The sequence below is a fragment of the Cellulosimicrobium sp. GQ32 genome, assembly GCF_059758455.1.
In genome coordinates this window covers 813092-837481 of record NZ_JCAXEP010000001.1, presented here as the reverse complement: position 1 = coordinate 837481, position 24390 = coordinate 813092, and the positions used below count along the sequence as shown (strand labels likewise).

The following is a 24390-nucleotide window of genomic DNA, read 5'->3' as shown; positions in this document are numbered from 1 at the left end:
ACAGCCCGTTCCGCTTGCGGGCCCGGGCATCGTATGGTCACTCGCGTGAACGTCTACGTCGTCCTGTCCCGCAGCCGTACGGTCCTCTCCCGGACCATCGCGCTGGCGACCCGCGACGAGTTCACGCACTCCTCCCTGGCGCTCGACCCGGGGCTCGACCTCATGTTCAGCTTCGGGCGCCGCCGGGCCGGGAACCCGTTCGTCGGGTGCTTCCGGCGCGAGCGGTTCGACGACGGCCTGTACCGCGGCATGGACGTGGTGCCCGGGGTCGTGCTCGAGGTCCCCGTGACGCCCGAGCAGCACGAGGCGATCCGCGTGCGGATCACCGAGTTCCTGCTCGACTCGCACGCGTTCTCCTACAACGTGCGCGGTCTCGTCGGCGCCCGGTTCGGCCGCGGCCACGAGGCGGAGGACCGGTTCTTCTGCTCCGAGTTCGTCTACCACGTGCTGCACGGCGCCGGGGTCTGCGACCTCGGCGTCGAGCGCTGGCAGGTGCGCCCGCAGACGCTGCTCGACCTGCCGGGGCGCGTCGTCTTCCGAGGAGACCTCAAGGACTACGTCGCGGCGCACGGTGCGCTCGAGACGCTCCCGTCGCTCACGTTCGGCCACGCCCGCGAGCGTGTGCTCGGCTGAGTCCGCTCCTCAGGAGCCGTCGGCCCCGGCGGCGAGGTGCGCGTTGACGCGGCCGAGGAGGGCGAACAGCAGCGTGCGCTCGTCCGGCGAGAGCGGTGCCATGATCTGGTCGTTCGCCTCCGCGAGGATCGCGTCCAGCTCCTCGAGGCGGGCCTCGCCCGCGGGCGTGATCGACACGACGTTGCGGCGCTTGTCGGCCGGGTCGGGGGATCTGTCCACCCAGCCGCCGGCCGCCAGCTCGTTGAGGACCGCGACGAGGTCGCTGCGGTAGACGCGCGTGCGGTCGGACAGGGCCGACTGGCTCGCGGGGCCGCGCTCGGCGAGGGCGGCGAGCACGACGAAATGATCCTTGTGCGCGCCCACGGCCCGCAGGGCGTCACCGGCGACGCGGCGGGTCTGCGCCGCGGTCATGCCGACGAGGCGGGAGAGCTGTCCTGTGAGCCGCGTCGGCGTCCCGTCGCCGAGATCGAAGCGGAGGTCGTCCTCGGTGTCCACGGCCCGATCCTACCCTTGCGTTAGTCCGCCTAACGGTCTAGATTTCGTGAGAAGGGCGAACGTTAGTCGCTCTCACGAATAAGGAGGGTCCATGACCACGACCGAGACGCTCGTGCGCGAGCTCGCCGACCGGGCCGAGCTCGCCGACCTCGTCGCGCGCCACAGCCTGTGGATCGACGAGGGGCGCTACGAGGAGACGGACCGGCTCTTCACCGCGGACGTCACCGTGACGTCGCTGCGCGGCGAGGCCCACGGCGTCGCCGACCTGGTCGCGCTCGTGCGCGCCGGGCACGATCGCTATGCCCGCACCCTGCACCACAAGGCGAACCTCGTCGTCGAGATCGACGGCGACACCGCGACCGTGCGCGCGCACGACGTCGCGGTCTTCGTCGTCGACGACACGACCGAGGCCATCGCCGCGGCGGTCCACCGCTACGGTGCGCGCCGCACGGCCGCCGGATGGCGCTTCGACCGGCTCGAGATCACGCCCGTCGCGCTGACGGGCGCGCTCGAGCGCGCGCTGTAGGCGCGGCGGAGCGGCAGGGCGGCGCGTGAGCCGCGGGTCGAGCGCCGGGCGGGTCAGCCGACGCGCAGCGCCGCCACGATGTCCTCGACCCGCTGCTTCGCGTCCCCGAAGAGCATGCCCGTGTTCTCGCGGAAGAACAGCGGGTTCTGCACCCCGGCGTAGCCGGCCGCCATCGAGCGCTTGAAGACCACGACCTGCCCGGCCTCCCACACGTGCAGCACGGGCATGCCCGCGATGGGGGAGCCGGGGTCGTCGAGCGCGGCCGGGTTGACGGTGTCGTTCGCGCCGATGACGAGCACGACGTCCGTGCCCGCCAGGTCGTCGTTGATCTCGTCCATCTCCAGCACGATGTCGTACGGGACGCGCGCCTCGGCGAGCAGGACGTTCATGTGCCCGGGGAGGCGGCCCGCGACCGGGTGCACCCCGAAGCGGACCTCGGCGCCGCGGTCGCGCAGGAGCTCGACGAGCTCTGCGACGGGGTACTGCGCCTTGGCGACCGCCATGCCGTAGCCCGGCGTGATGACGACGCTGCGGGCGTCGCGCAGGAGGGCCGCGACCTCGTCGGCGCTCACCTCCCGGTGCTCGCCCTGCGGACCCTCGCCGCCCCCGGCGGGGGCCGCGCCCTCGTCGGCCCCGAACCCGCCGAGGATGACGGACACGAACGACCGGTTCATGGCCTGGCACATGATGTAGCTGAGGATCGCACCGGAGGACCCGACGAGCGCTCCCGTGACGATGAGCAGGTCGTTCCCGAGCATGAATCCCGCCGCGGCCGCCGCCCAGCCGGAGTACGAGTTGAGCATCGAGACGACGACGGGCATGTCGCCGCCGCCGATCGACGCGACGAGGTGCCAGCCCAGCGCGAGCGACACGACCGTGAGCAGGAGGAGGGGCCAGATCGACGGCGCGACGACGAACCACACCACGAGCCCGAGGCTCACGACGAGCGCCGCGAGGTTGAGCAGGTTGCGGCCCGGGAGCTGGAGCGGCGCCGAGCGCGTGCGGCCGGACAGCTTGAGGAACGCGACGACCGACCCCGTGAAGGTCACCGCGCCCACGAGCACGCCGAGGGAGACCTCGACGAGGTGCGCGACGTCGTCGGCCCCGGCGGCGTGGGCCGTGAGATACGAGTTGAAGCCCACGAGCACGGCCGCGGCCCCGACGAAGCTGTGCAGGATCGCGATGAGCTCGGGCATCTGCGTCATCTCGACGCGGCGGGCACGCCACGTCCCGACCGCCGCGCCCACGAGCAGCACGAGCGCGATGAGCAGCGCGGTGACGAGCACGGGCCGGGCGCTCGTGCCGAGCGCGAGGACGATCGTCGCGGCGAGCGCGAGGACCATGCCGACCATGCCGAGCAGGTTGCCGCGGCGCGCGGACTCCTGCTTCGAGAGCCCCGCGAGGCTGAGCACGAAGAGGACGGCGGCGAGGACGTAGACCGCCTGGGCGACGGACGTCGCGGTCATCGGGCCACCCCCTGCGCGCGCGCCGGGGCGTCCTTGCGGAACATGCGGATCATGCGGTTCGCCACGAGGAACCCACCGAAGATGTTGATGCTCGCGACCGTCGCGGCGAGCAGCGCGAGCGTCGTGACGACCCAGTCGTCGGAGCCGATCTGCAGGAGCGCGCCGACGAGGATGATGCCGGAGATCGCGTTGGTCTGGGCCATGAGCGGCGTGTGCAGCGAGTGGGTGACGTTCGAGATCACGTAGTACCCGACGATCACCGCGAGCGTGAACACCGTGACGTGCCCGACGAGCGACGGCGGCGCGAACGACAGCGCGAGCGTCACGAGCACCGCGGCGAGCGCGGCGCCCACGGTCCGGCGACGCCGGCGCAGGCTCGCGGCCGACGCCGCCTCCGCGGCGGCCCGCTCGCGTACCGCGGCCTCCAGCGCGGGGTCGGGTGGTGGCGCGGTCGACCCCGGGGCCGGGGCCGCGCTCACCGCGACGGGCGGCGGCGGCCACAGCACCTCGCCGTCGCGCGCGACGGTCATGCCGCGCTGCACGGGGTCGTCGAGGTCGAGCGCGAGCCCGCCGTCCTTGCCGGGCGTGAGCAGCTCCAGCAGGTGCACGACGTTCGTCCCGAGGAGCTGCGACGTGTGCTGGGGCAGGCGCCCGGCGAGGTCGGTCCAGCCGACGACCACGACGCCGTCCTCCGTCACGACGCGCTCGCCCGGCACCGTGAGAGCGCAGTTCCCGCCGCCCGAGGCGGCGAGGTCGACGACGACGCTCCCCGGGCGCATCCCCGCCACGGCCTCGGCCGTGAGCGTGCGCGGCGCGCGGCCGCGCACGAGCGCCGTCGTGACGACGACGTCGGCCTCGGCGGCCTCGCGCGCGTACACCGCGAGGGCCGCGGCCTCCTGCTCGGGCGTGAGCGGCTTCGCGTAGCCGTCGGCGGACATGCCCTGCTGCGCCGCGGGCTCGCGCACGGCCGTGCCGCCCATGGACTCGATCTGCTCGGCCGCCTCGGAACGCACGTCGAACGCGCGCACCTGCGCGCCCAGGCTCGCCGCCGCGCCGACCGCGGCGAGGCCCGCGACCCCGCCGCCGATGACGAAGACCTTCGCGGGCGGCGTCTTGCCCGCGGCCGTGACCTGCCCGGCGAACATGCCGCCGTACTCGGCTGCCGCCTCGACGACCGCGCGGTACCCCGCGACGTTGGACAGCGTGCTCAGCACGTCGAGGGCCTGCGCGCGAGAGATGCGGGGCACGGCGTCGAGCGCGAGCGCGGTGACGCCGTGGTCGGCGAGGCGCTGTACGAGGTCGGGGTCGTTCGCGGGACCGAGCATCGCGACGAGCGTCGCGCCCGGGCGCAGGAGCGCCACCTGGGCGTCCGTGGGCGCGTTCACCGCCGTGACGACGTCGGCGCCCCACGCGGTCGCGGCGTCCACCACGTCCGCCCCGGCCGCTTCGTACGCGGCGTCGGAGAACGTGGCCCCCGCCCCGGCGTCGTGCTCGACGACCACCTCGTACCCGAGCGCCCGCAGGCGCTCGACCGTGCGCGGGGTCGCGGCGACGAGCCGCTCCCCGTCCCTCACCTCGCGGGGGACACCGATCCTCACGTGCGGGCTCCTCACCTCGTCGAGCATCGTGGGCGCCCGCGCGACCGGAGACGACGGCGGGTGCGCGGTGAGCCTATCGGGGGCCGCCCGCGCCGTCCCGGGTCCAACGTCCCCGGGCGGGCGAGCCTCGGCTCGGTCGGCGCTCGCCGAGATCGGCGAGGCGGACGTCGACTGCGGCGAGGAGAACGTCGACCTCGTCAACGGCGAGGTCGTCGAGTGCGAGCTCACCGACCCGGCATCCGGGAACGTCTACGACACGACCGTCACGCTGTCCGACGTCGACGGGACCACGTACCACGTGGACGTCAAGGTCGCCGAGACCCCGCAGGGCTGACCCTGGGCGGTCCGACGGGCGGCTACAGGTCGCCCTTCTTCTGCAGGTACCGCATCGCGACCCACCCGATGGGGATGCGCGCCCAGTAGGTCGCGACGCGGAAGAGGAGCGTGGCGGACGTGGCGAGCGCGACCGGGACTCCGGCTGCCGTCAGGCCGGCGGTGAGGGCGAGCTCGATCGTCCCGAGGCCGCCCGGCGTCGGGACGGCCGCCCCGGCGGCGTTGCCCACCAGGTAGATCACGGCGACGTCGACCAGGTCGAGCTCCTGCCCGAACGCGGCGAGCGCCGCGTCGAACGCGAGCACGTAGCCGAGCGTCATGACGATGTTGCCGGCGAACCCGATGGCGAGGCGCCCGGGCTGGCCCAGCATCTCCGACAGGCGGGGCCACACCTGCTGGATCGTCGGCCGGATCTTGGCGAGCGCCCAGGCTCGCACGGCCGGCACGAGCAGCGTCGCGAGGACGGCCAGCGCGACGCCGCCGATCGCGAGGAGGACCGTCGTCGACGGGAGCTGGACGAGACCGCCCTCCCCGGTGAAGATCGACAGGACCACCAGGATGAGGATCGTCACGACGAACTGCGACACCTGGACGAGCGCGACGGTCGCGACGGCCATCGGCGTCGAGATGCCACGTCGGGTCAGGAGGCGCAGGTTGAGCGCCGCCGGGCCGATGCCGGCGGGCGCGGCGAGCGCGACGTAGGAGCCGGCCGCCTGGGTCAGATTGACCCGCCAGAACGGCAGCCGCTTCGGCGAGAACGCCGTGAGCGTGAGCGCGGCGCCGACCCACGTGAGGATGCCGAGCACGAACGACAGCACCGCCCACCACGGGTTCGCCTCGGTCACCGCCTCGGCGATCTGCTCGAAGTTGAACGAGGTGACCAGGGCCGTCACCGCGGCGATCACGAGCGCGATCGTGAGCACCGTGCGCGCGCCGAACCGCGTGATGCGCTGCGGCTCGACGTCCGCCTCCGGCAGCCGCTCCACGAGCGCCGCGCGCAGCTCCTTGAGCAGCTCCTTGTTCTGCCGGATCTCCTCGCGCGTGCTGGGGGGCAGCGCGACGGACTGGAGCAGCGGGCCGATGGCGGCGATGTCGTCGTCGGGCAGGATGCTCACCGCCGACTGGACGGCGCGTCGCGCCCCGACGCGCAGCGCGAGGAGCGCGACCATCTGGGCGAGGTCCATGCGACGAGCGAGCTCGGACGACGCGATGTCGCCCTGCTCCCACCCGGTGAGCCAGACCTGCGGTGCGCCCGTCGCAGGCTCGCGGGAGACCAGCATGACGTCGGACGTCAGGGCGCGGTGCGCGATCCCCGCCGAGTGGGCGAGCCGGAGCTGGCGCCACGCCTCGTTGAGCACCGAGTCGGTGAGGTCCTCGACGGTGAGGTCGCGCAGCGAGACGGCGCCGGTCGCGTGCTCCTGGACGAGCACCATCGAGTCGTCCGACTCGGCGACGCCGAGCAGGCGAGGTGTGCGGACGCCGGCCGCGCGCGCGGCGTAGGACAGCAGCGCCGTGCGCTCGGCCGCGGCGCGCAGCGAGATGGCCGCGCGGCCTTCGCTGCCGCGCAGGCGCAACGACCGCCAGAACCGGGTGAGGAAGCCGACGACCTGCCGGTCGCCGTCGAGCACGACGACGTCCCTGCGCACACCGTCCTCCGCGAGCATCGCGTAGACGCGGTTGTCGCCGGCGCGGGCCAGGGCGATGGCGGCGGGGTCGGACGGCGCGTCCTGCGCGTCCGCCGCGGGGGCGTGGTCGTTCGTCCCGCCCCGCGGCGCGCTCTCGTCGGCAGGGGGCGCCGCCCCGAGGTGCTGTGCGGCGAGTGCGGCGTCCGCGGTGAGGACGGTGCCGGCGGCCTCCGCGGCCCCAGGGGCGCGCAGGACGCCGACGTGCACCTCGGCGGTGATGCGGCCCTCGGCGTCCACCTCCGTGATGGGGTCCTCGGCGGCCTCGGCGAGCTCCTCGTCGTCGGTGACGTCCCGGACGCGGACCAGGGCCGTGGGGGAGAACCCGGCGCGCCGCACCCCGGACACGAGGTCGGGCCCGTAGGCCCGCTCGCTGCGGACGCCCGAGACGTAGCGCACGGTGAGCCCGGCGATGCGCCCGAGCAGCAGCGTGATGAGGATGCCGGGGAGCGAGACCTGGCCGGTGATGAGCACGACGCCGATCGCGATGAACAGCAGGTTCCACGACCACTTCACGGTCCGGCGCCGCGTTCGCGTGCCCGCCGCGGTGAGGAGGCCGCCGATCGCGGCGACGTAGCCCGGGACCGTGAGGCGCCACTCGCCCTGCGTGAAGACCGAGAGCCCGCGGATGAGCTCGTCCGAGCCCCACGTGCGCAGCGCGAGCACGACGAGCACGCCGAGGAGCAGGCCGAGCGCGGCAGCGACGATCGACTCGACGACCTGGCGCCCGAGCCGGCGGACGCCCAGCTCGGTGAGGACCGCGATCGGGACGAACAGCGTGATGAGGCCCTCGAGCACCTGCACGGGGACGAACAGGATGCGCGCGAGCAGGTCGGAGAAGTTGCGGACGTCCTCCGCGACCCCGGCCGTCGTGCCGTGCGCGTACACCGACATGAGCAGGACGACGACGACACCCACCGCGCACAGCACGAGGTTGACGAGGTCGATGGGGTGCCGGACGCGCTGCTCGGCCGTGTCGACGACGCGGACCGTCCCCGCGTCGTCGTGACCTCGACGTCCGAGAAGGGCCTCGAGCGCGCCGGTCTGGGGGCGGGGGTCCACCTGCCCGGGACGGGCGAGCGAGCCGACCTCGACGACCGCGCCGACGTGGGGAGCGTCGCGCTCGGTCGGCTCGGGGGCGGGGGAGGCCATGCGAGCGAGTCTAGGTCGGGGGTCCTGAGCAGGCGCGGTATTTGGCCGATTCTTCCGGGTGATTCGCCCCGTTCGCCCGCATGCTGGGCGGCTCGCGACGTCTGCTCGGCGGGCGGGTGTGAGCAAGGCCTCCCTAGCATGGGACGAGCGACGGACCCGGGAGGTCGGCATGGCACGTGGCACGACGACGGAGCGCGGCCCCGCGCACGGCCCCGACGATCCGGACGGCCCGGCGACGCCCGACGCGAACGGCCAGGAGCGCAACCCGTTCCGCAAGGTGTGGTGGCTGCCCGTGGTCCGGGGGACCCTCCTCGTCGTCCTCGGCCTCCTCCTCATGATCGAGCCGCTGGAGGAGCTCGGGACGCTGCGGGTCGTGCTCGGCGCGTTCCTCGTGGCGGACGGCGTGCTGGTCGCCGTGCAGGGATTCGTGCACCGCAAGCAGGTGGGGTCGGCGTGGTGGCTCGCGCAGGCGGGGGTCAACGTCGTGTTCGGCGTCGTCGTGGCGCTGTGGCCGGACCTCACCGCGACCGCGCTCTACTACGTGCTCGCCGTGTGGGTGCTCGTGCTCGGCATCACGACGATCGCCGGGGCGGCGGCGCTCGTCCGCAACCGCGACCTGGGGTGGGCGTGGATGCTCGCCGTCGGGATCGTCTCGGTGCTGTTCGGGGTCCTGCTCGTCACGCGGCCGCTCGACTCCTTCGACGTGCTGCGGCTCGTCGCCGTCGTGTTCGCGCTCTACGCGTTCGTGACCGGGGCGATCCACGTCGTGTCGGGCTTCGCCGTCCGCGCCGTCGCGCGCGAGCTCGCGGACCTGCGCGCGCAGGCCGTCGCGGCGGGCGTCGTCGTGACGGGCGGGTCCGTGCTCGGCGCGCCCGCCGCCCACCCGGGTGTCGCGCCGCCGTCGGCCGTCGGTGCTGCGTCCGCAGGTTCCCCGGCCGTGCCCGACCCGGCTGAGCCTGTCGAGCCCGCGCCCGGCCCGGCCTCGCCCGGTCCCTCCGCGGACGCGCCGTCCCCAGGCGGTCCGGGTGCGGACGAGGTGGAGGGTCGCGAGCGTCTCTGACCCCACCGCGACGCCGCGCTGACCACGGCAGTCGGTGCACCCCGGGAGCGCCGACCGCCAGGGCCGGTCGACCCGAAAAAGGGCGGACTCTACACCTGCTGCCCAGGCGCCGTGAGTGTGTCTCACGTCACGATCGTTGCCCGGGGCTCAGGGTTACGACCGGGTAACAACGCTGGCGTTCTGTCCGGGTTTCTGCCGATCCTGACACCTGTGCGACACGGCGCTGTGCTAGAAATCACGGCACTCCGCCGACAGGTCGGGGTCCTGGTGCGTGCAAGGTCGCGCCACCGGTGTCTCGCACCCCGAGAAACCCGAGAAAGAGGTAGACACATGACAGCGGTGTCCAAGAAGCGGCTCCTCGCCGCGGCCGCCGGCATCACGGCGGTGACGCTGACCCTGACCGCGTGCGGCGGGGGCTCGAACGGCAGCGAGGGCGACGGCGACGGCGGCGGTTCCTCGAGCGGTTCGCTCGTCATCGGCACCACCGACAAGGTCACGGTGCTCGACCCGGCCGGCTCGTACGACAACGGCTCGTTCGCCGTGATGAACCAGGTCTTCCCGTTCCTCCTGAACACCCCGTACGGCAGCCCCGACGTCGAGCCCGACATCGCGGAGTCGGCCGAGTTCACCTCGCCGACCGAGTACACGGTCAAGCTCAAGCCGGGCCTCAAGTGGGCCAACGGCAACGACCTCACGTCGTCCGACGTGAAGTTCACCTTCGACCGCCAGGTCGCGATCAACGACCCCAACGGCCCGGCGTCGCTGCTCTACAACCTCGACAGCGTCGAGACGCCCGACGACACCACGGTCGTCTTCCACCTCAAGAGCGAGAACGACCAGCTCTTCCCGCAGATCCTCTCCAGCCCGGCGGGCCCGATCGTCGACGAGGACGTCTTCGCGGCCGACGCGCTCACCTCGGACCAGGACATCGTCGACGGCAAGGCGTTCGCCGGCCAGTACACGATCACGGGCTACAAGTTCAACGAGCTCGTCTCCTACGAGGCGTACGACGGCTACCAGGGTCTGCTCGGCCCGGCGAAGACCGACAAGGTCGCGGTGAAGTACTTCGCCGAGGCGTCGAACATGAAGCTCGAGATCCAGCAGGGCAAGATCGACGTCGCGTGGCGCAGCCTGTCCGCGACGGACATCGAGGACCTGCGCGGCAACGACGACGTCAAGGTCGTCGACGGGCCCGGCGGCGAGATCCGGTACATCACGTTCAACTTCGACACCCAGCCGTTCGGGGCCAAGACGCCCGAGGCGGACCCGGCCAAGGCGCTGGCCGTGCGCCAGGCCGCCGCGTCGCTCATCGACCGGGACGAGCTCTCCGAGCAGGTCTACAAGGGCACCTACACCCCGCTGTACTCCTACGTCCCCGCGGGCCTGACCGGCGCCGTCGAGCCGCTCAAGGAGATGTACGGCGACGGCGCGGGCAAGCCCGACGCCGCGAAGGCCGAGCAGCTCCTCGCTGACGCCGGCGTCGAGACGCCCGTGACGCTCAACCTGCAGTACTCGAACGACCACTACGGTCCGTCGTCGGCCGACGAGTACGCGCTCATCAAGGACCAGCTCGAGAAGGACGGCCTCTTCACGGTCAACCTGCAGACCACCGAGTGGGTCACGTACGCCGAGGAGCGCACGTCCGACGTCTACCCGGCCTACCAGCTCGGCTGGTTCCCGGACTACTCCGACGCGGACAACTACCTCACGCCGTTCTTCCTCACGGAGAACTTCCTGGTGAACCACTACGCCAACCAGGAGGTCAACGACCTCATCCTCCAGCAGGCGGCGACGCCCGACGCCGACGAGCGCACCGCGCTCATCGAGGAGATCCAGAACAAGGTCGCGGCGGACCTGTCGACCCTCCCGTACCTCCAGGGTGCGCAGGTCGCGGTCGTCGGCACGGACGTGGAGGGGGCCGAGGACACGCTCGACCCGTCCTTCAAGTTCCGCTACGCGGCGCTGTCCAAGGGCTGACCCGCTCGCCCGGCCCTCCTCGCGCGACCCGCGGGGAGGGCCGGGCACCGCTCGTCCGGGACGGCGACCACGCCGCGGCCCCGGGCACCTGAGGAAGAGACGACATGACGACCACCACCACCGACGCCGCGGTCGGCGAGGACGCCGCCGGCGGCCCCGGCCGCGAGGGGCTGACGCGCACCTCGCGCACGACCCGTCGCCGCGGCGGCGGGCTCGGGAGCTACATCCTGGTCCGCGCGCTGCTCATCATCCCGACGGTCTTCATCCTCGTGACCACGGTCTTCGTGGTCATGCGGTCCACGGGTGACCCGATCACCGCCGCGCTCGGCGGTCGGCTCACGCCGGACCAGCTCGCCGAGCGCATCCACGAGGCCGGGTACGACCGTCCGGTGGTCGTGCAGTACCTCGAGTACCTCGGCGGCATCGTGCGCGGCGACTTCGGGACGACGATCAGCGACAACCGGCCGGTCACCGAAGTGCTCGTGACGTACGGCACCGCGACGCTCGAGCTCGCGGTCTATGCGCTGCTCGTCGCGTTCGTCGTCGGGATCCCGCTGGGCATGCTCGCGGGCTACCTGCGCGACCGCGTGCCCGACGCGATGCTGCGCGTCTCCGCGATCCTCGCCTACGCGACCCCCGTCTTCTTCGCCGGGCTCATGCTCAAGCTCGTCTTCTCGGTGTGGCTCGGGTGGCTGCCCGTGTCCGGGCGCGCGTCCACCGACGCGGAGATCGAGCTGCAGTTCCTCGACGACCCGACCGGCTTCTACCTGATCGACGCGATCCGGACGGGCGACCCCGCGATCGTGGGCGACGTGCTCCAGCACGCGGTCCTCCCGGCGCTCGCGCTCGGGCTGCTCACGGCGGGCGTGTTCCTGCGGCTCGTGCGCACCAACGTCATCGGGACGCTCTCCACCGACTACGTCGTCGCGGCGCGGTCGCGCGGCGTCCGGGAGTCCCGGCTCGTGCGGGCCCACGCGTGGCGCCCCGCGCTCATCCCGATCATCACCGTCATCGGGCTGCAGGTCGCCATGCTCCTCGCGGGTGCCGTGCTCACCGAGACGACGTTCGAGTGGAAGGGGCTCGGCTTCCAGCTCGCCGAGTACCTGCAGGCGCGCGACTTCGTCGCCGTGCAGGGGATCGTCGTGCTCATGGCCGTGATCGTCGCGGTGACGAACTTCCTCGTCGACATCATCGCGGCGCTCATCGACCCGAGGGTGAGGTACTGACATGGTCGCGGAGACCGTCGTCCCGGCCGGTCCGGGCACCGGGGGCCCCGTCCCCGCCGTCGTCCCCGAGCGCGGCCGCGTCGCGTGGTGGAAGCGGCTGCCCGTCGTGCACCAGCTCCGGCAGAGCGTGGGGCTGCAGCGCGGCATGCTCGTCGCCGGCCTCGTCATCTCGGGCCTCTTCCTGCTCACCGCGGCGCTCGCGCCCGTGCTGGCGCCCTACGGCTACAGCCAGCTCCGCTCCGCGGACGGGCCGTTCGGCGCGCAGCAGCCGCCGTCGGCCGAGCACCTGCTCGGCACGACCGTGGGCGGGTACGACGTGCTGTCGCGCGTCATCTGGGGGGCCCAGACGGCGCTCCTCGTCATCGTCGTCGCGATCCTCGCCTCGATCGTCGTCGGGGTGCTGCTCGGGCTCGTGTCCGGGTACTTCGGCGGCTGGGCCGACCGCCTGCTCGTCGTGGTCTGCGACGCGATCTACGCGTTCCCGTCCCTGCTCCTCGCGATCCTCATGGCGATCGTCATCTCGGGCGGCCAGTCGAGCATGTGGGGCGGCATCCTCGCCGCGGCGCTGTCCATCACCGTGGTGTTCGTGCCGCAGTACTTCCGCGTCACGCGCGCGGAGGTCGTGCGGATCAAGGGCGAGGCGTTCGTCGACTCGGCGCGCGTGCTCGGCACGCCGCACCGGCGGATCATGTTCCGCCACGTCCTGCGGAACTCGACCCGCACGCTCCCGCTCATCGTCACGCTCAACGCGTCCGAGGCGATCCTCACGCTCGCCGGGCTCGGGTTCCTCGGGTTCGGCATCGAGCCGACGGCGGCCGCCGAGTGGGGCTACGACCTCAACAAGGCCGTCTCGGACGTGACGAGCGGCATCTGGTGGACCGCGCTCTTCCCGGGCCTCGCGATCGTGCTCGTGGTGCTCGGCATCACGCTCGTCGGCGAGAGCCTCAACGACCTCGCCGACCCGCGGCTGCGCTCGCGCCGCGCGAGCGCCGAGGTGTCGGGCGACGTCGCGGAGACGTCGGTCGTGCCGGGCGGCACGCTTACCGCCGGCCCCGGCGGGCTCGACGCGATCGAGGGCGCGGGCTCGCGCTCCGACGAGCTCGCCGCCGTCCCCGGCCGCCCCGACCCCGACGCCGTCGGTCTCGACGGGCGGCCCGGCGGCACGCCGGACGACGGCTCCGCAGGCGGACCTGCGGGTGGCCCCGCGGACGCACCCCACGACGAGACGGAGGACCGGCGATGAGCGCCGTGACGGAGACGACCCGCCGCGAGGGCGGCGACGCCGCGCGCCCCATCGTGACGATCCGCGACCTCGCGGTGTCGTTCGCGACCGACGCCGGGGCGGTGCGCGCCGTCGACGGTGTCGACCTGGAGGTTGCGCCCGGAGAGGTGCTGGCCGTCGTCGGCGAGTCCGGCTCCGGCAAGACGGTCACCGCCAAGACGATCCTCGGCCTGCTGCCGTCGACCGCGACGGCGCGCGGCGCCGTCGTGCTGACGAACAAGGCCGGGACGGCCGACCACGACGTCGTCGCGCTGGGCGGGGAGCGCCTGCGCCAGGTTCGCGGGACCGACGTCGCGATGGTCTTCCAGGAGCCGTCCGCCGCGCTCAACCCCGTGTACACGGTCGGCTGGCAGATCATGGAGGGCATCCGCGCGCACGCCAAGCTGTCCCGGCGCGAGGCGCGCAAGCGCGCCGTCGACGTGCTGCGACGCGTCGGCATCCCGGACCCGGAGACGCGGGTCGACCACTACCCGCACCAGTTCTCGGGCGGGCAGAAGCAGCGCGTCGTCATCGCCATGGCGCTCGTGCTCGACCCGGGGCTCATCGTCGCGGACGAGCCCACGACCGCGCTCGACGTGACCGTCCAGGCCGAGATCCTCGACCTCCTGCGCCGGTGCCGCGACGAGTTCGGCACCGCGATCGTGCTCATCACCCACAACATGGGCGTCGTCGCCGACCTCGCCGACCGCGTCGCCGTCATGTACCAGGGGAAGGTCGTCGAGCAGGCGCCCGCGCGCGAGCTCTTCGCGGCGCCCCGGGCGGAGTACACGAAGGCGCTGCTCGACTCCGTGCCGCGCGTCGGCGAGGGGACCGCGCGGGCCGAGGCCCGCGCGTCGGCCCGCGCCGCGGACTGGGAGGACGCGGAGCCCGTGGTGGCGGCGCAGGGACTGACAGTCACCTACCCCGGCCGGCTGCGCCGCCCGGGCTTCACCGCCGTCGACGACGTCTCGCTCAGCATCCGGCCCGGGGAGGTCCTCGGCCTCGTGGGAGAGTCGGGCTCCGGCAAGACGACCTTCGCGCGCGCCGTGGCGGGTCTCACCGCGGTGACGGGCGGCTCGCTGCGTGTGCTCGGCGTCGAGATGAACGGCGTCAAGGAGCGCGACCTGCGTCCCGTGCGGCCACGCATCGGCTTCGTGTTCCAGGACCCGGCGACGAGCTTCAACCCGCTCCTCACGATCGCGGACTGCGTGGCGGAGCCGCTCGTCGTGCACGGGCGCGCGGAGTCGCCCCAGGCGGCGCGCGGGCGCGTCGACGAGCTCCTGGAGGCCGTGCAGCTCCCGCGCTCGTACGGCGACCGGTTCCCGCACGAGCTCTCCGGCGGGCAGCGCCAGCGCGCGTCGCTCGCGCGGGCGCTCGCGCTCGACCCGGAGCTGCTCGTGGCCGACGAGCCGACGTCGGCGCTCGACGTCTCCGTGCAGGCGCGCGTCCTCGAGCTGTTCGCCGAGCTCCAGCGCGAGCTGGGCTTCGCGAGCCTGTTCGTGTCGCACGACCTCGCGGTCGTCGACCTGCTCTCCGACCGCATCGCGGTGCTGTACCGCGGCCGGCTGGTCGAGGAGGGCACGGGCGCCGAGGTGCTGGGGAACCCGCGCGAGGAGTACACCCAGCGGCTCCTCGCGTCACTGCCCGTCCCCGACCCGGTGCTCCAGGCGGAGCGCCGCGAGCTGCTCCGCGCTCTGCGCGGCGCCTGACCCGGGCGCGACCCTGGCGCGGCTGGGCCGCGGTCGGGTCGCGGCCGGGTCGGGCACGGGGGTGGCTGCCCCTAGCATGTGACCGCCGTCCGTCGAGAACGAGGAGCACCGGTGGTCACTGCGTACGACATCCTGTTCGGCCTGACCCCGCAGGACGCGGTGGACGGGTCACCGGTCGGGACGGCGGACCTGCTGCCCCCGCCCGTCGCGCCCTGGGGCGAGGCGGCCTGGGGGTGGATCGGCGACGGCGGCCCGGGGATCGAGCCACGGACGTGGCCGCGGAGCCCGAGCACGGGGCTGCCGATGCGGCACGCGGTCACGCTGCGGCTGCCGGTCGAGTACCAGCGCCGGGGCCCGGGGTTCCCGGGCGTGGCGTACTTCCTCGGCGAGGGCCAGTTCGCCGCCGAGCACGACGCGACCGACCCGGACGACCCGTTCGTCGTGGACCTGCGCGCGGCCCGGGAGCACCCGCAGGCGCTCGTGCTCAGCGACATCATCGGCCAGAGCTTCGCCCTGGTGTGGCTGACCGAGCAGGAGCTCTCGGCCGGCCCCACCGCCGCCCCGCCCGACACCCGCCGTCCGGGCGAGCACGTCGCGACGGACGAGGGGCAGAACGCGTGGGACCCGCCGCTCGGCACGCGCCGCGGCGAGGACATGACGGTCACCCGGTGGGCCTACCTCGTCCCGCGGGTCGAGGACCCGAACGCGGGCCTCGCCCCGGGCCGGGAGGAGGACGGCTGGCTGTCGCCGTGGGACGAGGACTGGACCGGGCTCCCGGAGGGGGAGCGCCCCTGGGCGGACGACCACCTCGGCGGGACGTCGGAGGCGATGGTCGACTCGCTCCCGGGCGGCTTCACGCCGCACTACCTCGAGCTGTCCACACCCACTTGGGGCGTCGACTACGGCAACCGCGAGACCCACCTGGTCGACCTCGAGACGGGCGCGTTCGGGATCGCCTGACCGCGCTCGGCACGCCAGCGCGGCCGTCAGGCGAGGCCGAGCGAGTGCTTCCACTCCAGGGGGAGGAGCGCGTACCCGACGAACGCGACGACGTCGAGCAGAGTGTGCGCGATGACGAGCGGCATGACGCGGTGCCGGCCCCAGCGGGACGTGTAGAACCACGAGAACACGACGCCCATGACGACGTTCCCCACGAACGGGCCGAACCCCTGGTAAAGGTGGTACGAGCCGCGCAGCAGCGAGCTCCACACGACGAACTTCACGCGCCCCCACCCCAGGTCGCGCGTGCGCTCGAACAGGTAGCCGACGGCGATGACCTCCTCGAGCAGGCCGTTCTGGAGGGCGGCGAGGACCAGCACGGGCACGGTCCACCACGCGGCGTTGAGCGCCGACGCCTGCACCTCCACCGTGATGCCGAGCAGGCGGCCGAGCGCATAGAACCCGAGCCCGGGGATGCCGATCGCGGCGGCGAGCGCGAACCCCCACCCGACGTCCTTGAGCGGCCGCGAGCCGTCGAGCCCGATCGCCCGGACGGCCGAGCGCCCGCGCGCGCTGAGCAGGTACAGCGCGAGCGCGACGGGCAGCACCGCGAAGAAGATGCCGACGAGCTGGTAGGTGAGATCGAGGTACGGCCGGGCCGACTGGCTGACGTTGAGACTCGCGGACTGCTCCCCGAGCGGGGTCCCGGCGGTGAGCCGCGCGACGATGTTGATGATCGCGTAGACCGCCGACTTCCCGAGGCTCAGGCCGAGGACGATCCAGATCTCCGCGCCGATGCGGCGTCGCGTCGCAGGGTCGGGGCGCGCGGGCGCGGGCGCGGTCGCGGAGGCGGAGGTGGTCAGGTCGGGCACCGTCCGGTTATAGCACCGGTCGCGGGGAGCAGCCTCGACGCGACCTGGACGCCCGCTGTCCGCCGAGCACGACCTGGCGAGCGGTCGAGCACGACGTGAAGGTCGCTTTCCAGCCCTTGACGTCCTTCATGTCGTGCTCGGCGGGGGCCGGCGGCGGGTCAGGAGCCGCGCGGGCGGCCCGGGCCGCGGGGCGGGCGGACGTCGCGGGGGAGGCGGCCGGCGTCGTCGAGCGCGCGGCGCAGCAGCATCTCGATCTGCGCGTTGACGCTGCGGAGGTCGTCCCCGGCCCAGCGTGCGAGCGCGTCGTGGACGGCGGGGTCGAGGCGCAGCAGCACGGACTTGCGCTGCGGGCGCTGCGCCCGGCCCGTGCCGGACGTCGGCTGCTCGCCCGCCCTGGGCGCGTCACCCTCCGGCGCGAGGCGCGGGTCGTGGGTGGGTACGCCGGAGCCCGACGACGGCTGCTCGCCGTCGCCGGGCGTGTCCGGGCTACGGCGGGTCACTGGTAGAGCGACCCCGTGTTGACGACGGGCGTCACGCGGCTGTCGCCGCACAGCACGACGAGGAGGTTGGAGACCATGGTCGCGCGGCGCTCGTCGTCGAGCGTGACGATGTCCTCGGCCTCCAGGCGCGAGAGCGCGTCCTCGACCATGGACACCGCGCCCTCGACGATGCGCGACCGCGCCGCGATGATCGCGCCGGCCTGCTGACGCTGGAGCATCGCCTGGGCGATCTCGGGCGCGTAGGCGAGGTTGGAGATGCGGGCCTCGATGACCTCGACGCCCGCCACGACGACGCGCGCCGCGACCTCGGCCGCGATCTCCGCCGACACGACCTCGGTCGCGCCGCGCAGCGACTGCTCGCCGGCCTCGGCGTCGTCGTAGGGGTGCGACATCGCGACGTGGCGCAGCGCCGACTCCGCCTGGACGCGGACGAAGTCGGTGTAGTCCTCGACGGCAAAGCTCGCCTTGGCGGTGTCCGCGACCTGCCAGACGACGATCGCGGCGATGTTGATCGGGTTGCCGTCGGCGTCGTTGACCTTGAGCTCGCTGGTCTCGAAGTTGCGCACGCGGACCGACACGCGCTTGCGGCTGGAAAACGGCACGGTCGCGACGAGCCCGGTGCGCCGGATGGTCCCGAGGTACCGGCCGAAGAACTGCACGACGAGCGTCTGCCCGGGGTTGATGACCTTGACCATCGTGAGCAGGAGGAGGCCGAGCAGGATCGCGACCACGCCGAGCACGGCACCGGCCGGGGTGGCGGTCGCGAACAGCGGGATCGACCCGCCGAGGAGCACGAGGACGAGCAGGATCACCAGGCCGCCCCCGCCCGCGCCGAGCGACCAGGCGGGCTGCTCCGTGACGTCGACGCGCGTGCCGTCGTGGCCGACGGGACGGCCGGTCGGCTCGCCGCCGACGGACTCCTGCGGGGGTGCTGCGCTCTCGGTCACGGGGCCTGTCCTTTCCTGCGGCCGGCGGCCGCGCATGTCGTGTATAGCAAAGTGATATCACATTAATGCCCTGTCGAGCGACCCCTGGCCCGGCCCCCGTCGCCGAGCACGACCCTGCACGCTGTCGAACGGGACGCGAGGGCCGTCATGGGCCGGACGGCGACCCGCACGTCGTGCTCGACGGGTGGGGAGGGGCGAGGCAGGGGGTTGCGCGTCCGGCGCCAGGCGTGCGAGGCTACAAACAGGTTTGCAGCACAAAGTAGTCTCCCGATCCCCCGAGAGGACACCATGACGACGGACCACGGCGACGTCGCCCGCGACGGGACCGCCGAGCCGGACGAGCCGGCGCTCGACGTCGCCGAGACGCTCCGTCTCATCCGCGAGCAGCAGGACCGCGCGCGCCGCGCTACCGAACCGGACTCGCGGCTGCTGTTCCTCGCGTGGGGCGTCGCCTGGCTCGTCGGGTACCTGTGCCTGTGGGCGAGCGCGGTCCGCGTCGTCGACGGGACCGCGACCGTGCGCCTCACGACCCGTGCGGGTCAGGTCGTGGGTGCACAGCCCGAGCCGTGGGCGTTCTGGGTCTTCTTCAGCCTCATCGCGGCCGCCGTCGCGTTCACGATCGTCCACAGCGTCACGCGCACCGCGGGGACGCGTGGCGTCAGCGCCCGCACCGGGGCCATGTACGGCTGGTCGTGGATGCTCGGCTTCGTCTGCTACGGGTTCGTGCTCGGCGGGCTCGCCCGCGCGGGAGCGTCGGAGGAGGTCATGTCCCTCGCGAGCAACGCGTTCGCGTGCGTCGTCGTGGGCCTGCTGTACCTCGGTGGAGCGGCGGCGTTCGGCGACCGGGGTCTGTTCGTGCTCGGGGTGTGGATCCTGCTCACGGCCGCCGTCGCGACGTTCGCGGGGCTCCCGCTCACGTACCTCGTCATGGCGCTCGCGGGCGGCGGCGGGTTCCTCGTCATGGCCGCGATCGAGCACGTCCTGCGCGTCCGACGGCGGCGCCTCGGCACCCGAGCCGCGCCCGTCGAGGCGTCGACGGAGGGCGCGGCCGATGCCTGACACCGAGCTCGACCCCGTCATCCACGCCCCGGCGCGGCTGCGCGTCGTCGCGACGCTCGCCACCCTCCCGACCGGGGACGAGCTGTCCTTCCCCAAGCTCAAGAAGCTCCTCGACATGACCGCCGGGAACCTCTCCACCCACCTGCGCAAGCTCGAGGACGCCGGCTACGTGTCCGTCACCAAGACCCACGAGGGCCGCACCCCGGCCACCTACCTCGCTCTCACCGCCCGCGGTCGTGTCGCCTTCGAGGACTACACGACCGCCCTGAACACCCTCCTGAAGGGAGCCGCAGGATGAGCACCGAGCACGCCCCGCACGTCGGGCACGTCCCGACCGCCCGACCTGGCCCCGCGCCGTCGGGCACCGACCACGCCCGACCGGTCGTCGCCGTCGACCACGTGACGCGCCGCTTCGGTACGGTCGTCGCGCTCGACGACGTGTCCCTGACCGTGGGGCCGGGCGAGCTCGTCGGCCTGCTCGGCCCCAACGGCGCCGGGAAGTCGACGCTGCTGTCCCTGGTCAGCGGGCAGCGCCGGCCCGACGCCGGGACGGTCCGCCTGCTGGGCGGCGACCCGCGCGACGCGCGCAGCCGCGCCGGGCTCGGCCTCACGCCTCAGGAGACGGGCCTGCCCGCCACGCTCAAGGTGCGCGAGGTCGTCGACTTCGTCGCCGGCCACTACCCGGACCCGGTCCCGACGGCGGCGCTGCTGGACCAGTTCGGCCTCACCGAGCTCGCGGGCCGCCAGACGGGCGCGATGTCCGGCGGCCAGAAGCGCCGCCTCGCCGTGGCGCTGTCGCTCGTGGGCCGGCCCCGCGTCGTCCTGCTCGACGAGCCGACGACCGGGCTCGACGTGAGCGCCCGCCAGGCGTTGTGGGACGCGATCCGCGCCTACCACGCGGACGGCGGCACCGTGCTGCTGACGAGCCACTACCTGGAGGAGGTGCAGGCGCTCGCGCAGCGCGTCGTCGTCATCGACCAGGGCGTGGTCAAGGCCGACGACTCGCTCGACGCGATCCTGCGCCGCGTGTCGCTGCGGCGGGTCGTGGTCGGTTCGCCCTCGGACCTCGCCGACCGGCCAGGCGTCGTGCGGTCCGACCGCCTCGGCGACGGCCGCCAGGAACTCTACACGCCCGACGCCGACGCGCTCGTGCGCGAGCTCGTCACCTCGGGCGTCGACTTCCACGACCTCGAGATCCGGGGCGCGAGCCTCGAGGAGGCGTTCGAGCAGATGGTCGCGCGCGACGCGGTACCGACGACGGAGGCACGGGCCCGATGACCACCACGACGACCCCCGGCGGCCGCGCCACCGCCCTCCCCGGGCCGCTGCGCCTCACCTGGCTGCACCTCAAGTACCAGTTCCTCGAGACGGTGCGCGTGCCCGTCGCCGTGCTGGGCAACCTGCTGTTCCCCGCGCTCGCGATGTTCTTCTTCGTCGTGCCGCAGAAGGAGGTCGCGCAGAACCCCGTGGCCGCGACCACGGCCGTCGCCTCGCTCGGCCTGTTCGCGATCTGCTCGGCGAGCCTGTTCACCTACGGGCTCGGTGTCGCGGAGGACCGGCAGCTCCCGTTCGACCCGTTCGTGCGCTCGCTGCCCGCCGGCCCGGCGCCGCGCATGGCGGCGCGCGTGCTCAACGGCGGGATCTTCTCGCTGTTCGGCCTCGTGCCGCTCATCCTCATCGGCTGGTTGTTCACCGACGCGAGCGTCACGTGGGGCCAGCTCCTCGCGGGCGTCGGGACGGTGCTGCTCGTGTCCGTGCCGTTCGTGCTGCTGGGCATGGCGATCGGGTACTCGCTGTCCGCGAAGGCCGCGCTGCCGGTGGTGCAGGTGATCCTCTTCCCGCTCGCTTTCGCCGGCGGCCTGTTCCTCCCGCCGTTCCTCTTCCCGGACTGGCTGGACGCGATCTCGATGGCCACGCCGACCCGCGCCGGCCGCGACCTGCTCGTCCAGGCGCTCACGGGCGAGCCGGCGTACGGGGGCGCCTGGTTCGTCCTCCTGGGCTGGACGGTCGTCTTCGCCGCCCTGGCGGTCGGCGCCTACCGCCGCGACGAGGGCCGCCGCTTCCGCTGAGCCAACCCCCGCGAGGCGCCGCCCTCGCAAGGCGCCGAACACGACATGAAGGTCGTTATCCCCGGGATAGCGACCCTCATGTCGTGTTCGGCGGCGGGTGGGGTCGTGCGTGTGGGGCGGGTCGTGGCGTCAGGTGGCGCGGCGCAGGCGGAGCGAGTTGCCGACGACGAGGACCGAGCTCGCGGCCATCGCCGCACCGGCGATCATCGGGTTGAGCAGGCCCGCCGCCGCGAGCGGGATCGCCGCGACGTTGTACGCGAACGCCCAGAACAGGTTCTGCTGGATGACGCGCAGGGTCCGGCGCGAGAGCCGGATCGCCGTCGCGGCGCTGCGCAGGTCGCCGCGCACGAGCGTGAGGTCGCTCGCCTCGATCGCGACGTCCGTCCCGGTCCCCATCGCGAGCCCGAGGTCCGCCGTCGCGAGCGCGGCCGCGTCGTTCACGCCGTCCCCGACCATCGCGACGACGCGCCCGTCGCGCTGGAGCCGGGCGACGACGTCGACCTTCTGGTCGGGGAGCACGCGCGCGACCACGTGCGACTCCGCGATCCCGACGGCGCGCGCCGCCTCGCGGGCCGCGCCCTCGCCGTCGCCCGTGAGCAGGTAGGGCCGCAGGCCGAGGCCCTTCAGCTCGGCGACGGCCTCGGCCGACGTCGGCTTCACGGGGTCGCGCAGCACGAGCACCGCGCGCGCCCGGCCGTCCCACGCGACGACGACGGTGCTCGCCCCCGTCGCCTCGGCGGCGGCGAACGCGTCGTCGAGCGCGGGGACGCTCGCGACACCCTCGCGCGCGAGCCACGACGGCTGCCCGACGAGCACGCGCCGCGCGGTGAGGCCCCCGCCCTCGCCGAGCGAGAGGCCGGAGTGCGCGGTGCGGACGACCGCCTCGACCCCGCCGCCCGGGGCGCTGCGGAAGTCGAACGCCTGGAGCGAGCCGATCGCGACGCCGTCGGCCCCCACCGGGACGTCCCCGCCGCCGGGCGACGGGACTGCGGCCACGTCGCGGGCGGCCGTCGTGATCGCCCGGGCGATCGGGTGCTCGCTGAGCGCCTCGACCGCACCGGCGTGCCGCAGGGCGTCGCGCGCGTCGTCCTGGCGCGACGTGTCAGCGTCTCGTCGCGCCGGGGCGCGACCGTCCGCGGTCAGCGCGTCGAGCGGCACGCTGCCCGACGGCGTCACGACCGCCTCGAGCGCCATCGCGCCCCGGGTGACCGTGCCGGTCTTGTCGAGCACGACCGTGTCCACGCGCCGCGTCGACTCCAGGATCTCCGGGCCCTTGATGAGCACGCCGAGCTGCGCGCCGCGGCCCGTGCCGACGAGCAGGGCCGTCGGCGTCGCCAGACCCAGGGCGCACGGGCACGCGATGATGAGCACCGCGACGGCGGCCGTGAACGCGAGCTGCGTGCCCGCCCCGGCGAGGAGCCAGCCCACGAGCGTCGCGATCGCGAGCGCGAGCACGACCGGCACGAACACCGCCGAGATCCGGTCCGCGAGCCGCTGCACCGGCGCCTTGCCCGTCTGCGCCTGCGTGACGAGCCGCCCGATCTGCGCGAGCGTCGTCTCCTCGCCCACGCGCGTCGCACGCACCAGCAGCGCGCCCGCCGCGTTGACCGTCGCTCCCGTCACGTCGTCGCCCGGGCCGACGTCCACCGGCACCGGCTCGCCCGTGAGCAGCGACGTGTCGACCGCGCTCGACCCCTCCAGCACCACGCCGTCCGTCGCGACCTTCTGGCCCGGCCGCACGACGAAGACGTCGCCCACCGCGAGGTCCGCGACCGGGACGCGCTCGGTCACCCGCGCGCCGTCGGGGCCTGTGCGGGGCGAGCCGTCCGGCCCGAGCACGACCCGCTCCGCGTCCTTCGCGCCCAGCTCGAGCAGCGACCGCAGCGCGTCGCCCGCGCGCCGCTTCGACCGGTGCTCCGCGTACCGGCCGGCGAGCAGGAACGTCGTGACGACGGCCGCGACCTCGAAGTACAGCTCCGGCGGGCCCATCACGTCGCGGGACGGGATCAGCGTCGGCTGCATCCGCATCCCGAGCTCGCCCGCGCCGCCGAGCAGCAGCGCCCACAGCGACCACAGCGTCGCCGCGACCACGCCGAGCGAGACCAGCGTGTCCATCGTCGACGCCCCGTGCCGCGCCGCGCGGAACGCCGCCGTGTGGAACGGCCACGCGCCCCACGTGACGACCGGCAGCGCGAGCGCCGCGACGACCCACTGCCAGCCCGTGAACTGGAGCGCGGGGATCATCGAGACCGCGACCACCGGGACCGTCAGCACCGCCGCGACGCGCAGGCGCTGCATCAGCACGGCGCCTCGGTCGCGCGGACCCGGGTCGGGTCCGGCGACCGTCTCACCCTCGCGCGTGGCCTGCGGGGTCGACGGCTGCTCGGTCAGTCCTGCGGCCGTCTCGCCTCGGTCGGCCGAGGTAGAGCCGTGGTCCCGCGAGGTAGAGCCGTGGTCCTGCGAGGTAGAGCCGTGGTCCCGCGAGGTAGAGCCGTGGTCCCGCGAGGTAGAGCCGTGGTCCCGCGAGGGAGAACCCTGGTCGGTGGGGGCGTGGTCGTGGCGGGTGGTGACGCGGGCGGTGTAGCCGGCCTTCTCGACCGCGGCGACGAGGTCCGCGTCGGTGACGTCGGACGTGAGGACGACGTGCGCGCTCTCGAGCGGGAGGTTGACGGTGGCGGTGACGCCGTCGACGCGGTTCAGCCGCTTCTCGACGCGCGCGACGCACGACGCGCAGGTCATGCCCTCGATCGCGAGGTCGACCTCGGCGAACGGTCGGCCGTCGACGTCGCCCGGCGGGGTGGCGGTCGTCGGGGCGGGCGTGGGCTGGGCGGTCATGCGGGTGACTCCTCGACGGGTGCTCGGGGGGAGGTCACCACGGCGGTCCGG

The 24390-nt window shown here is 73.7% G+C and carries 21 protein-coding genes; 13 read left to right on the top strand and 8 right to left on the bottom strand.

The window, feature by feature from the left end:
* The first annotated feature begins 45 nt into the window (after positions 1–45).
* Entirely contained in the window at positions 46–633 is a 588-nt protein-coding gene (locus AC6CH9_RS03565; protein WP_052877454.1) for a hypothetical protein, read from the top strand.
* Positions 634–642: 9 nt separating this feature from the next.
* On the opposite strand, the gene AC6CH9_RS03560 is transcribed toward AC6CH9_RS03565, so the two are convergent.
* Positions 643–1128, bottom strand: coding sequence for a MarR family winged helix-turn-helix transcriptional regulator (locus tag AC6CH9_RS03560; protein ID WP_498153680.1), 486 nt, complete (start codon positions 1126–1128; stop codon positions 643–645).
* Positions 1129–1219: 91 nt separating this feature from the next.
* Here AC6CH9_RS03560 and AC6CH9_RS03555 point away from each other — a divergent pair, with 91 nt between their 5' ends.
* The gene (locus tag AC6CH9_RS03555; protein ID WP_498153679.1) at positions 1220–1654 is read left to right on the top strand and encodes a nuclear transport factor 2 family protein; all 435 of its coding nucleotides are present in this window, start codon (positions 1220–1222) and stop codon (positions 1652–1654) included.
* Between the two features lie 53 nt (positions 1655–1707).
* Here the strand turns inward: AC6CH9_RS03555 and pntB are convergent, their stop codons facing one another.
* Together pntB and AC6CH9_RS03545 are read right to left on the bottom strand one after the other, a co-directional pair.
* Complete coding sequence (pntB, locus tag AC6CH9_RS03550) at positions 1708–3120, bottom strand: Re/Si-specific NAD(P)(+) transhydrogenase subunit beta (RefSeq protein ID WP_498153678.1); 1413 nt, start codon at positions 3118–3120, stop codon at positions 1708–1710.
* A complete protein-coding gene (locus tag AC6CH9_RS03545) occupies positions 3117–4718 on the bottom strand; it encodes a Re/Si-specific NAD(P)(+) transhydrogenase subunit alpha (protein ID WP_498153677.1) in 1602 nt (533 codons plus the stop codon). The genes pntB and AC6CH9_RS03545 overlap by 4 nt, the downstream gene beginning before the upstream one ends.
* A 67-nt stretch (positions 4719–4785) precedes the next feature.
* Between AC6CH9_RS03545 and AC6CH9_RS03540 the strand changes: the two genes are divergently transcribed.
* Positions 4786–5052, top strand: coding sequence for a hypothetical protein (locus AC6CH9_RS03540; protein ID WP_498153676.1), 267 nt, complete (start codon positions 4786–4788; stop codon positions 5050–5052).
* A 22-nt stretch (positions 5053–5074) separates the two neighbouring features.
* On the opposite strand, the gene AC6CH9_RS03535 is transcribed toward AC6CH9_RS03540, so the two are convergent.
* Entirely contained in the window at positions 5075–7885 is a 2811-nt protein-coding gene (locus AC6CH9_RS03535) for a flippase-like domain-containing protein (protein WP_498153675.1), read from the bottom strand.
* Between the two features lie 169 nt (positions 7886–8054).
* Between AC6CH9_RS03535 and AC6CH9_RS03530 the strand changes: the two genes are divergently transcribed.
* The 6 genes from AC6CH9_RS03530 (at position 8055) to AC6CH9_RS03505 (ending at position 16078) form a co-directional block, all read left to right on the top strand.
* Positions 8055–8945, top strand: coding sequence for an HdeD family acid-resistance protein (locus AC6CH9_RS03530; RefSeq protein WP_498153674.1), 891 nt, complete (start codon positions 8055–8057; stop codon positions 8943–8945).
* Positions 8946–9275: 330 nt separating this feature from the next.
* Positions 9276–10922, top strand: a complete 1647-nt coding sequence (locus AC6CH9_RS03525; RefSeq protein WP_498153673.1) for an ABC transporter substrate-binding protein — start codon at positions 9276–9278, stop codon at positions 10920–10922.
* 104 nt (positions 10923–11026) lie between these two features.
* Positions 11027–12148 carry an ABC transporter permease gene (locus AC6CH9_RS03520; RefSeq protein ID WP_498153672.1) on the top strand — a complete coding sequence of 374 codons (1122 nt, stop codon included), beginning with the start codon at positions 11027–11029 and terminating at the stop codon, positions 12146–12148.
* Between the two features lie 145 nt (positions 12149–12293).
* Positions 12294–13391, top strand: a complete 1098-nt coding sequence (locus AC6CH9_RS03515) for an ABC transporter permease (RefSeq protein ID WP_498153709.1) — start codon at positions 12294–12296, stop codon at positions 13389–13391.
* Complete coding sequence (locus AC6CH9_RS03510; RefSeq protein ID WP_498153671.1) at positions 13388–15118, top strand: dipeptide ABC transporter ATP-binding protein; 1731 nt, start codon at positions 13388–13390, stop codon at positions 15116–15118. Before AC6CH9_RS03515 ends, AC6CH9_RS03510 begins: the two co-directional genes overlap by 4 nt.
* Positions 15119–15229: 111 nt before the next feature.
* Complete coding sequence (locus tag AC6CH9_RS03505; protein WP_498153670.1) at positions 15230–16078, top strand: hypothetical protein; 849 nt, start codon at positions 15230–15232, stop codon at positions 16076–16078.
* A gap of 26 nt (positions 16079–16104) precedes the next feature.
* Here the strand turns inward: AC6CH9_RS03505 and AC6CH9_RS03500 are convergent, their stop codons facing one another.
* The 3 genes from AC6CH9_RS03500 to AC6CH9_RS03490 all read right to left on the bottom strand — a co-directional run bounded on the left by AC6CH9_RS03500 (position 16105) and on the right by AC6CH9_RS03490 (position 18376).
* Positions 16105–16929 carry a CPBP family intramembrane glutamic endopeptidase gene (locus tag AC6CH9_RS03500; RefSeq protein ID WP_498153669.1) on the bottom strand — a complete coding sequence of 275 codons (825 nt, stop codon included), beginning with the start codon at positions 16927–16929 and terminating at the stop codon, positions 16105–16107.
* A 158-nt stretch (positions 16930–17087) separates the two neighbouring features.
* Entirely contained in the window at positions 17088–17429 is a 342-nt protein-coding gene (locus tag AC6CH9_RS03495; protein WP_498153668.1) for a type II toxin-antitoxin system antitoxin, read from the bottom strand.
* Complete coding sequence (locus AC6CH9_RS03490) at positions 17426–18376, bottom strand: SPFH domain-containing protein (protein ID WP_498153667.1); 951 nt, start codon at positions 18374–18376, stop codon at positions 17426–17428. Before AC6CH9_RS03490 ends, AC6CH9_RS03495 begins: the two co-directional genes overlap by 4 nt.
* Positions 18377–18664: 288 nt before the next feature.
* On the opposite strand from AC6CH9_RS03490, the gene AC6CH9_RS03485 reads away from it, so the two are divergent.
* Genes AC6CH9_RS03485 through AC6CH9_RS03470 form a run of 4 tightly spaced genes read left to right on the top strand, consistent with a single transcriptional unit; the run spans position 18665 to position 21504 of the window.
* Positions 18665–19435: a hypothetical protein gene (locus AC6CH9_RS03485; protein WP_498153666.1), complete on the top strand. Its 771-nt coding sequence runs from the start codon at positions 18665–18667 to the stop codon at positions 19433–19435.
* Positions 19428–19733: a transcriptional regulator gene (locus AC6CH9_RS03480; RefSeq protein ID WP_498153665.1), complete on the top strand. Its 306-nt coding sequence runs from the start codon at positions 19428–19430 to the stop codon at positions 19731–19733. The genes AC6CH9_RS03485 and AC6CH9_RS03480 overlap by 8 nt, the downstream gene beginning before the upstream one ends.
* The gene (locus tag AC6CH9_RS03475) at positions 19730–20713 is read left to right on the top strand and encodes an ABC transporter ATP-binding protein (protein WP_498153664.1); all 984 of its coding nucleotides are present in this window, start codon (positions 19730–19732) and stop codon (positions 20711–20713) included. Before AC6CH9_RS03480 ends, AC6CH9_RS03475 begins: the two co-directional genes overlap by 4 nt.
* Entirely contained in the window at positions 20710–21504 is a 795-nt protein-coding gene (locus AC6CH9_RS03470) for an ABC transporter permease (RefSeq protein ID WP_498153663.1), read from the top strand. Before AC6CH9_RS03475 ends, AC6CH9_RS03470 begins: the two co-directional genes overlap by 4 nt.
* Positions 21505–21633: 129 nt before the next feature.
* Here the strand turns inward: AC6CH9_RS03470 and AC6CH9_RS03465 are convergent, their stop codons facing one another.
* The gene (locus tag AC6CH9_RS03465) at positions 21634–24339 is read right to left on the bottom strand and encodes a heavy metal translocating P-type ATPase (RefSeq protein ID WP_498153662.1); all 2706 of its coding nucleotides are present in this window, start codon (positions 24337–24339) and stop codon (positions 21634–21636) included.
* Positions 24340–24390 lie beyond the last annotated feature (51 nt).

Excerpts from the sequence above, each read along its gene's own strand:
- AC6CH9_RS03555 (WP_498153679.1), top strand. The coding sequence starts at position 1,220 with ATGACCACGACCGAGACGCTCGTGCGCGAGCTCGCCGACCGGGCCGAG.
- pntB (WP_498153678.1), bottom strand. The coding sequence starts at position 3,120 with ATGACCGCGACGTCCGTCGCCCAGGCGGTCTACGTCCTCGCCGCCGTC.
- AC6CH9_RS03535 (WP_498153675.1), bottom strand. The coding sequence starts at position 7,885 with ATGGCCTCCCCCGCCCCCGAGCCGACCGAGCGCGACGCTCCCCACGTC.
- AC6CH9_RS03530 (WP_498153674.1), top strand. The coding sequence starts at position 8,055 with ATGGCACGTGGCACGACGACGGAGCGCGGCCCCGCGCACGGCCCCGAC.
- AC6CH9_RS03525 (WP_498153673.1), top strand. The coding sequence starts at position 9,276 with ATGACAGCGGTGTCCAAGAAGCGGCTCCTCGCCGCGGCCGCCGGCATC.
- AC6CH9_RS03520 (WP_498153672.1), top strand. The coding sequence starts at position 11,027 with ATGACGACCACCACCACCGACGCCGCGGTCGGCGAGGACGCCGCCGGC.
- AC6CH9_RS03515 (WP_498153709.1), top strand. The coding sequence starts at position 12,294 with ATGCTCGTCGCCGGCCTCGTCATCTCGGGCCTCTTCCTGCTCACCGCG.
- AC6CH9_RS03510 (WP_498153671.1), top strand. The coding sequence starts at position 13,388 with ATGAGCGCCGTGACGGAGACGACCCGCCGCGAGGGCGGCGACGCCGCG.
- AC6CH9_RS03485 (WP_498153666.1), top strand. The coding sequence starts at position 18,665 with ATGACGACGGACCACGGCGACGTCGCCCGCGACGGGACCGCCGAGCCG.
- AC6CH9_RS03480 (WP_498153665.1), top strand. The coding sequence starts at position 19,428 with ATGCCTGACACCGAGCTCGACCCCGTCATCCACGCCCCGGCGCGGCTG.
- AC6CH9_RS03475 (WP_498153664.1), top strand. The coding sequence starts at position 19,730 with ATGAGCACCGAGCACGCCCCGCACGTCGGGCACGTCCCGACCGCCCGA.
- AC6CH9_RS03470 (WP_498153663.1), top strand. The coding sequence starts at position 20,710 with ATGACCACCACGACGACCCCCGGCGGCCGCGCCACCGCCCTCCCCGGG.
- AC6CH9_RS03465 (WP_498153662.1), bottom strand. The coding sequence starts at position 24,339 with ATGACCGCCCAGCCCACGCCCGCCCCGACGACCGCCACCCCGCCGGGC.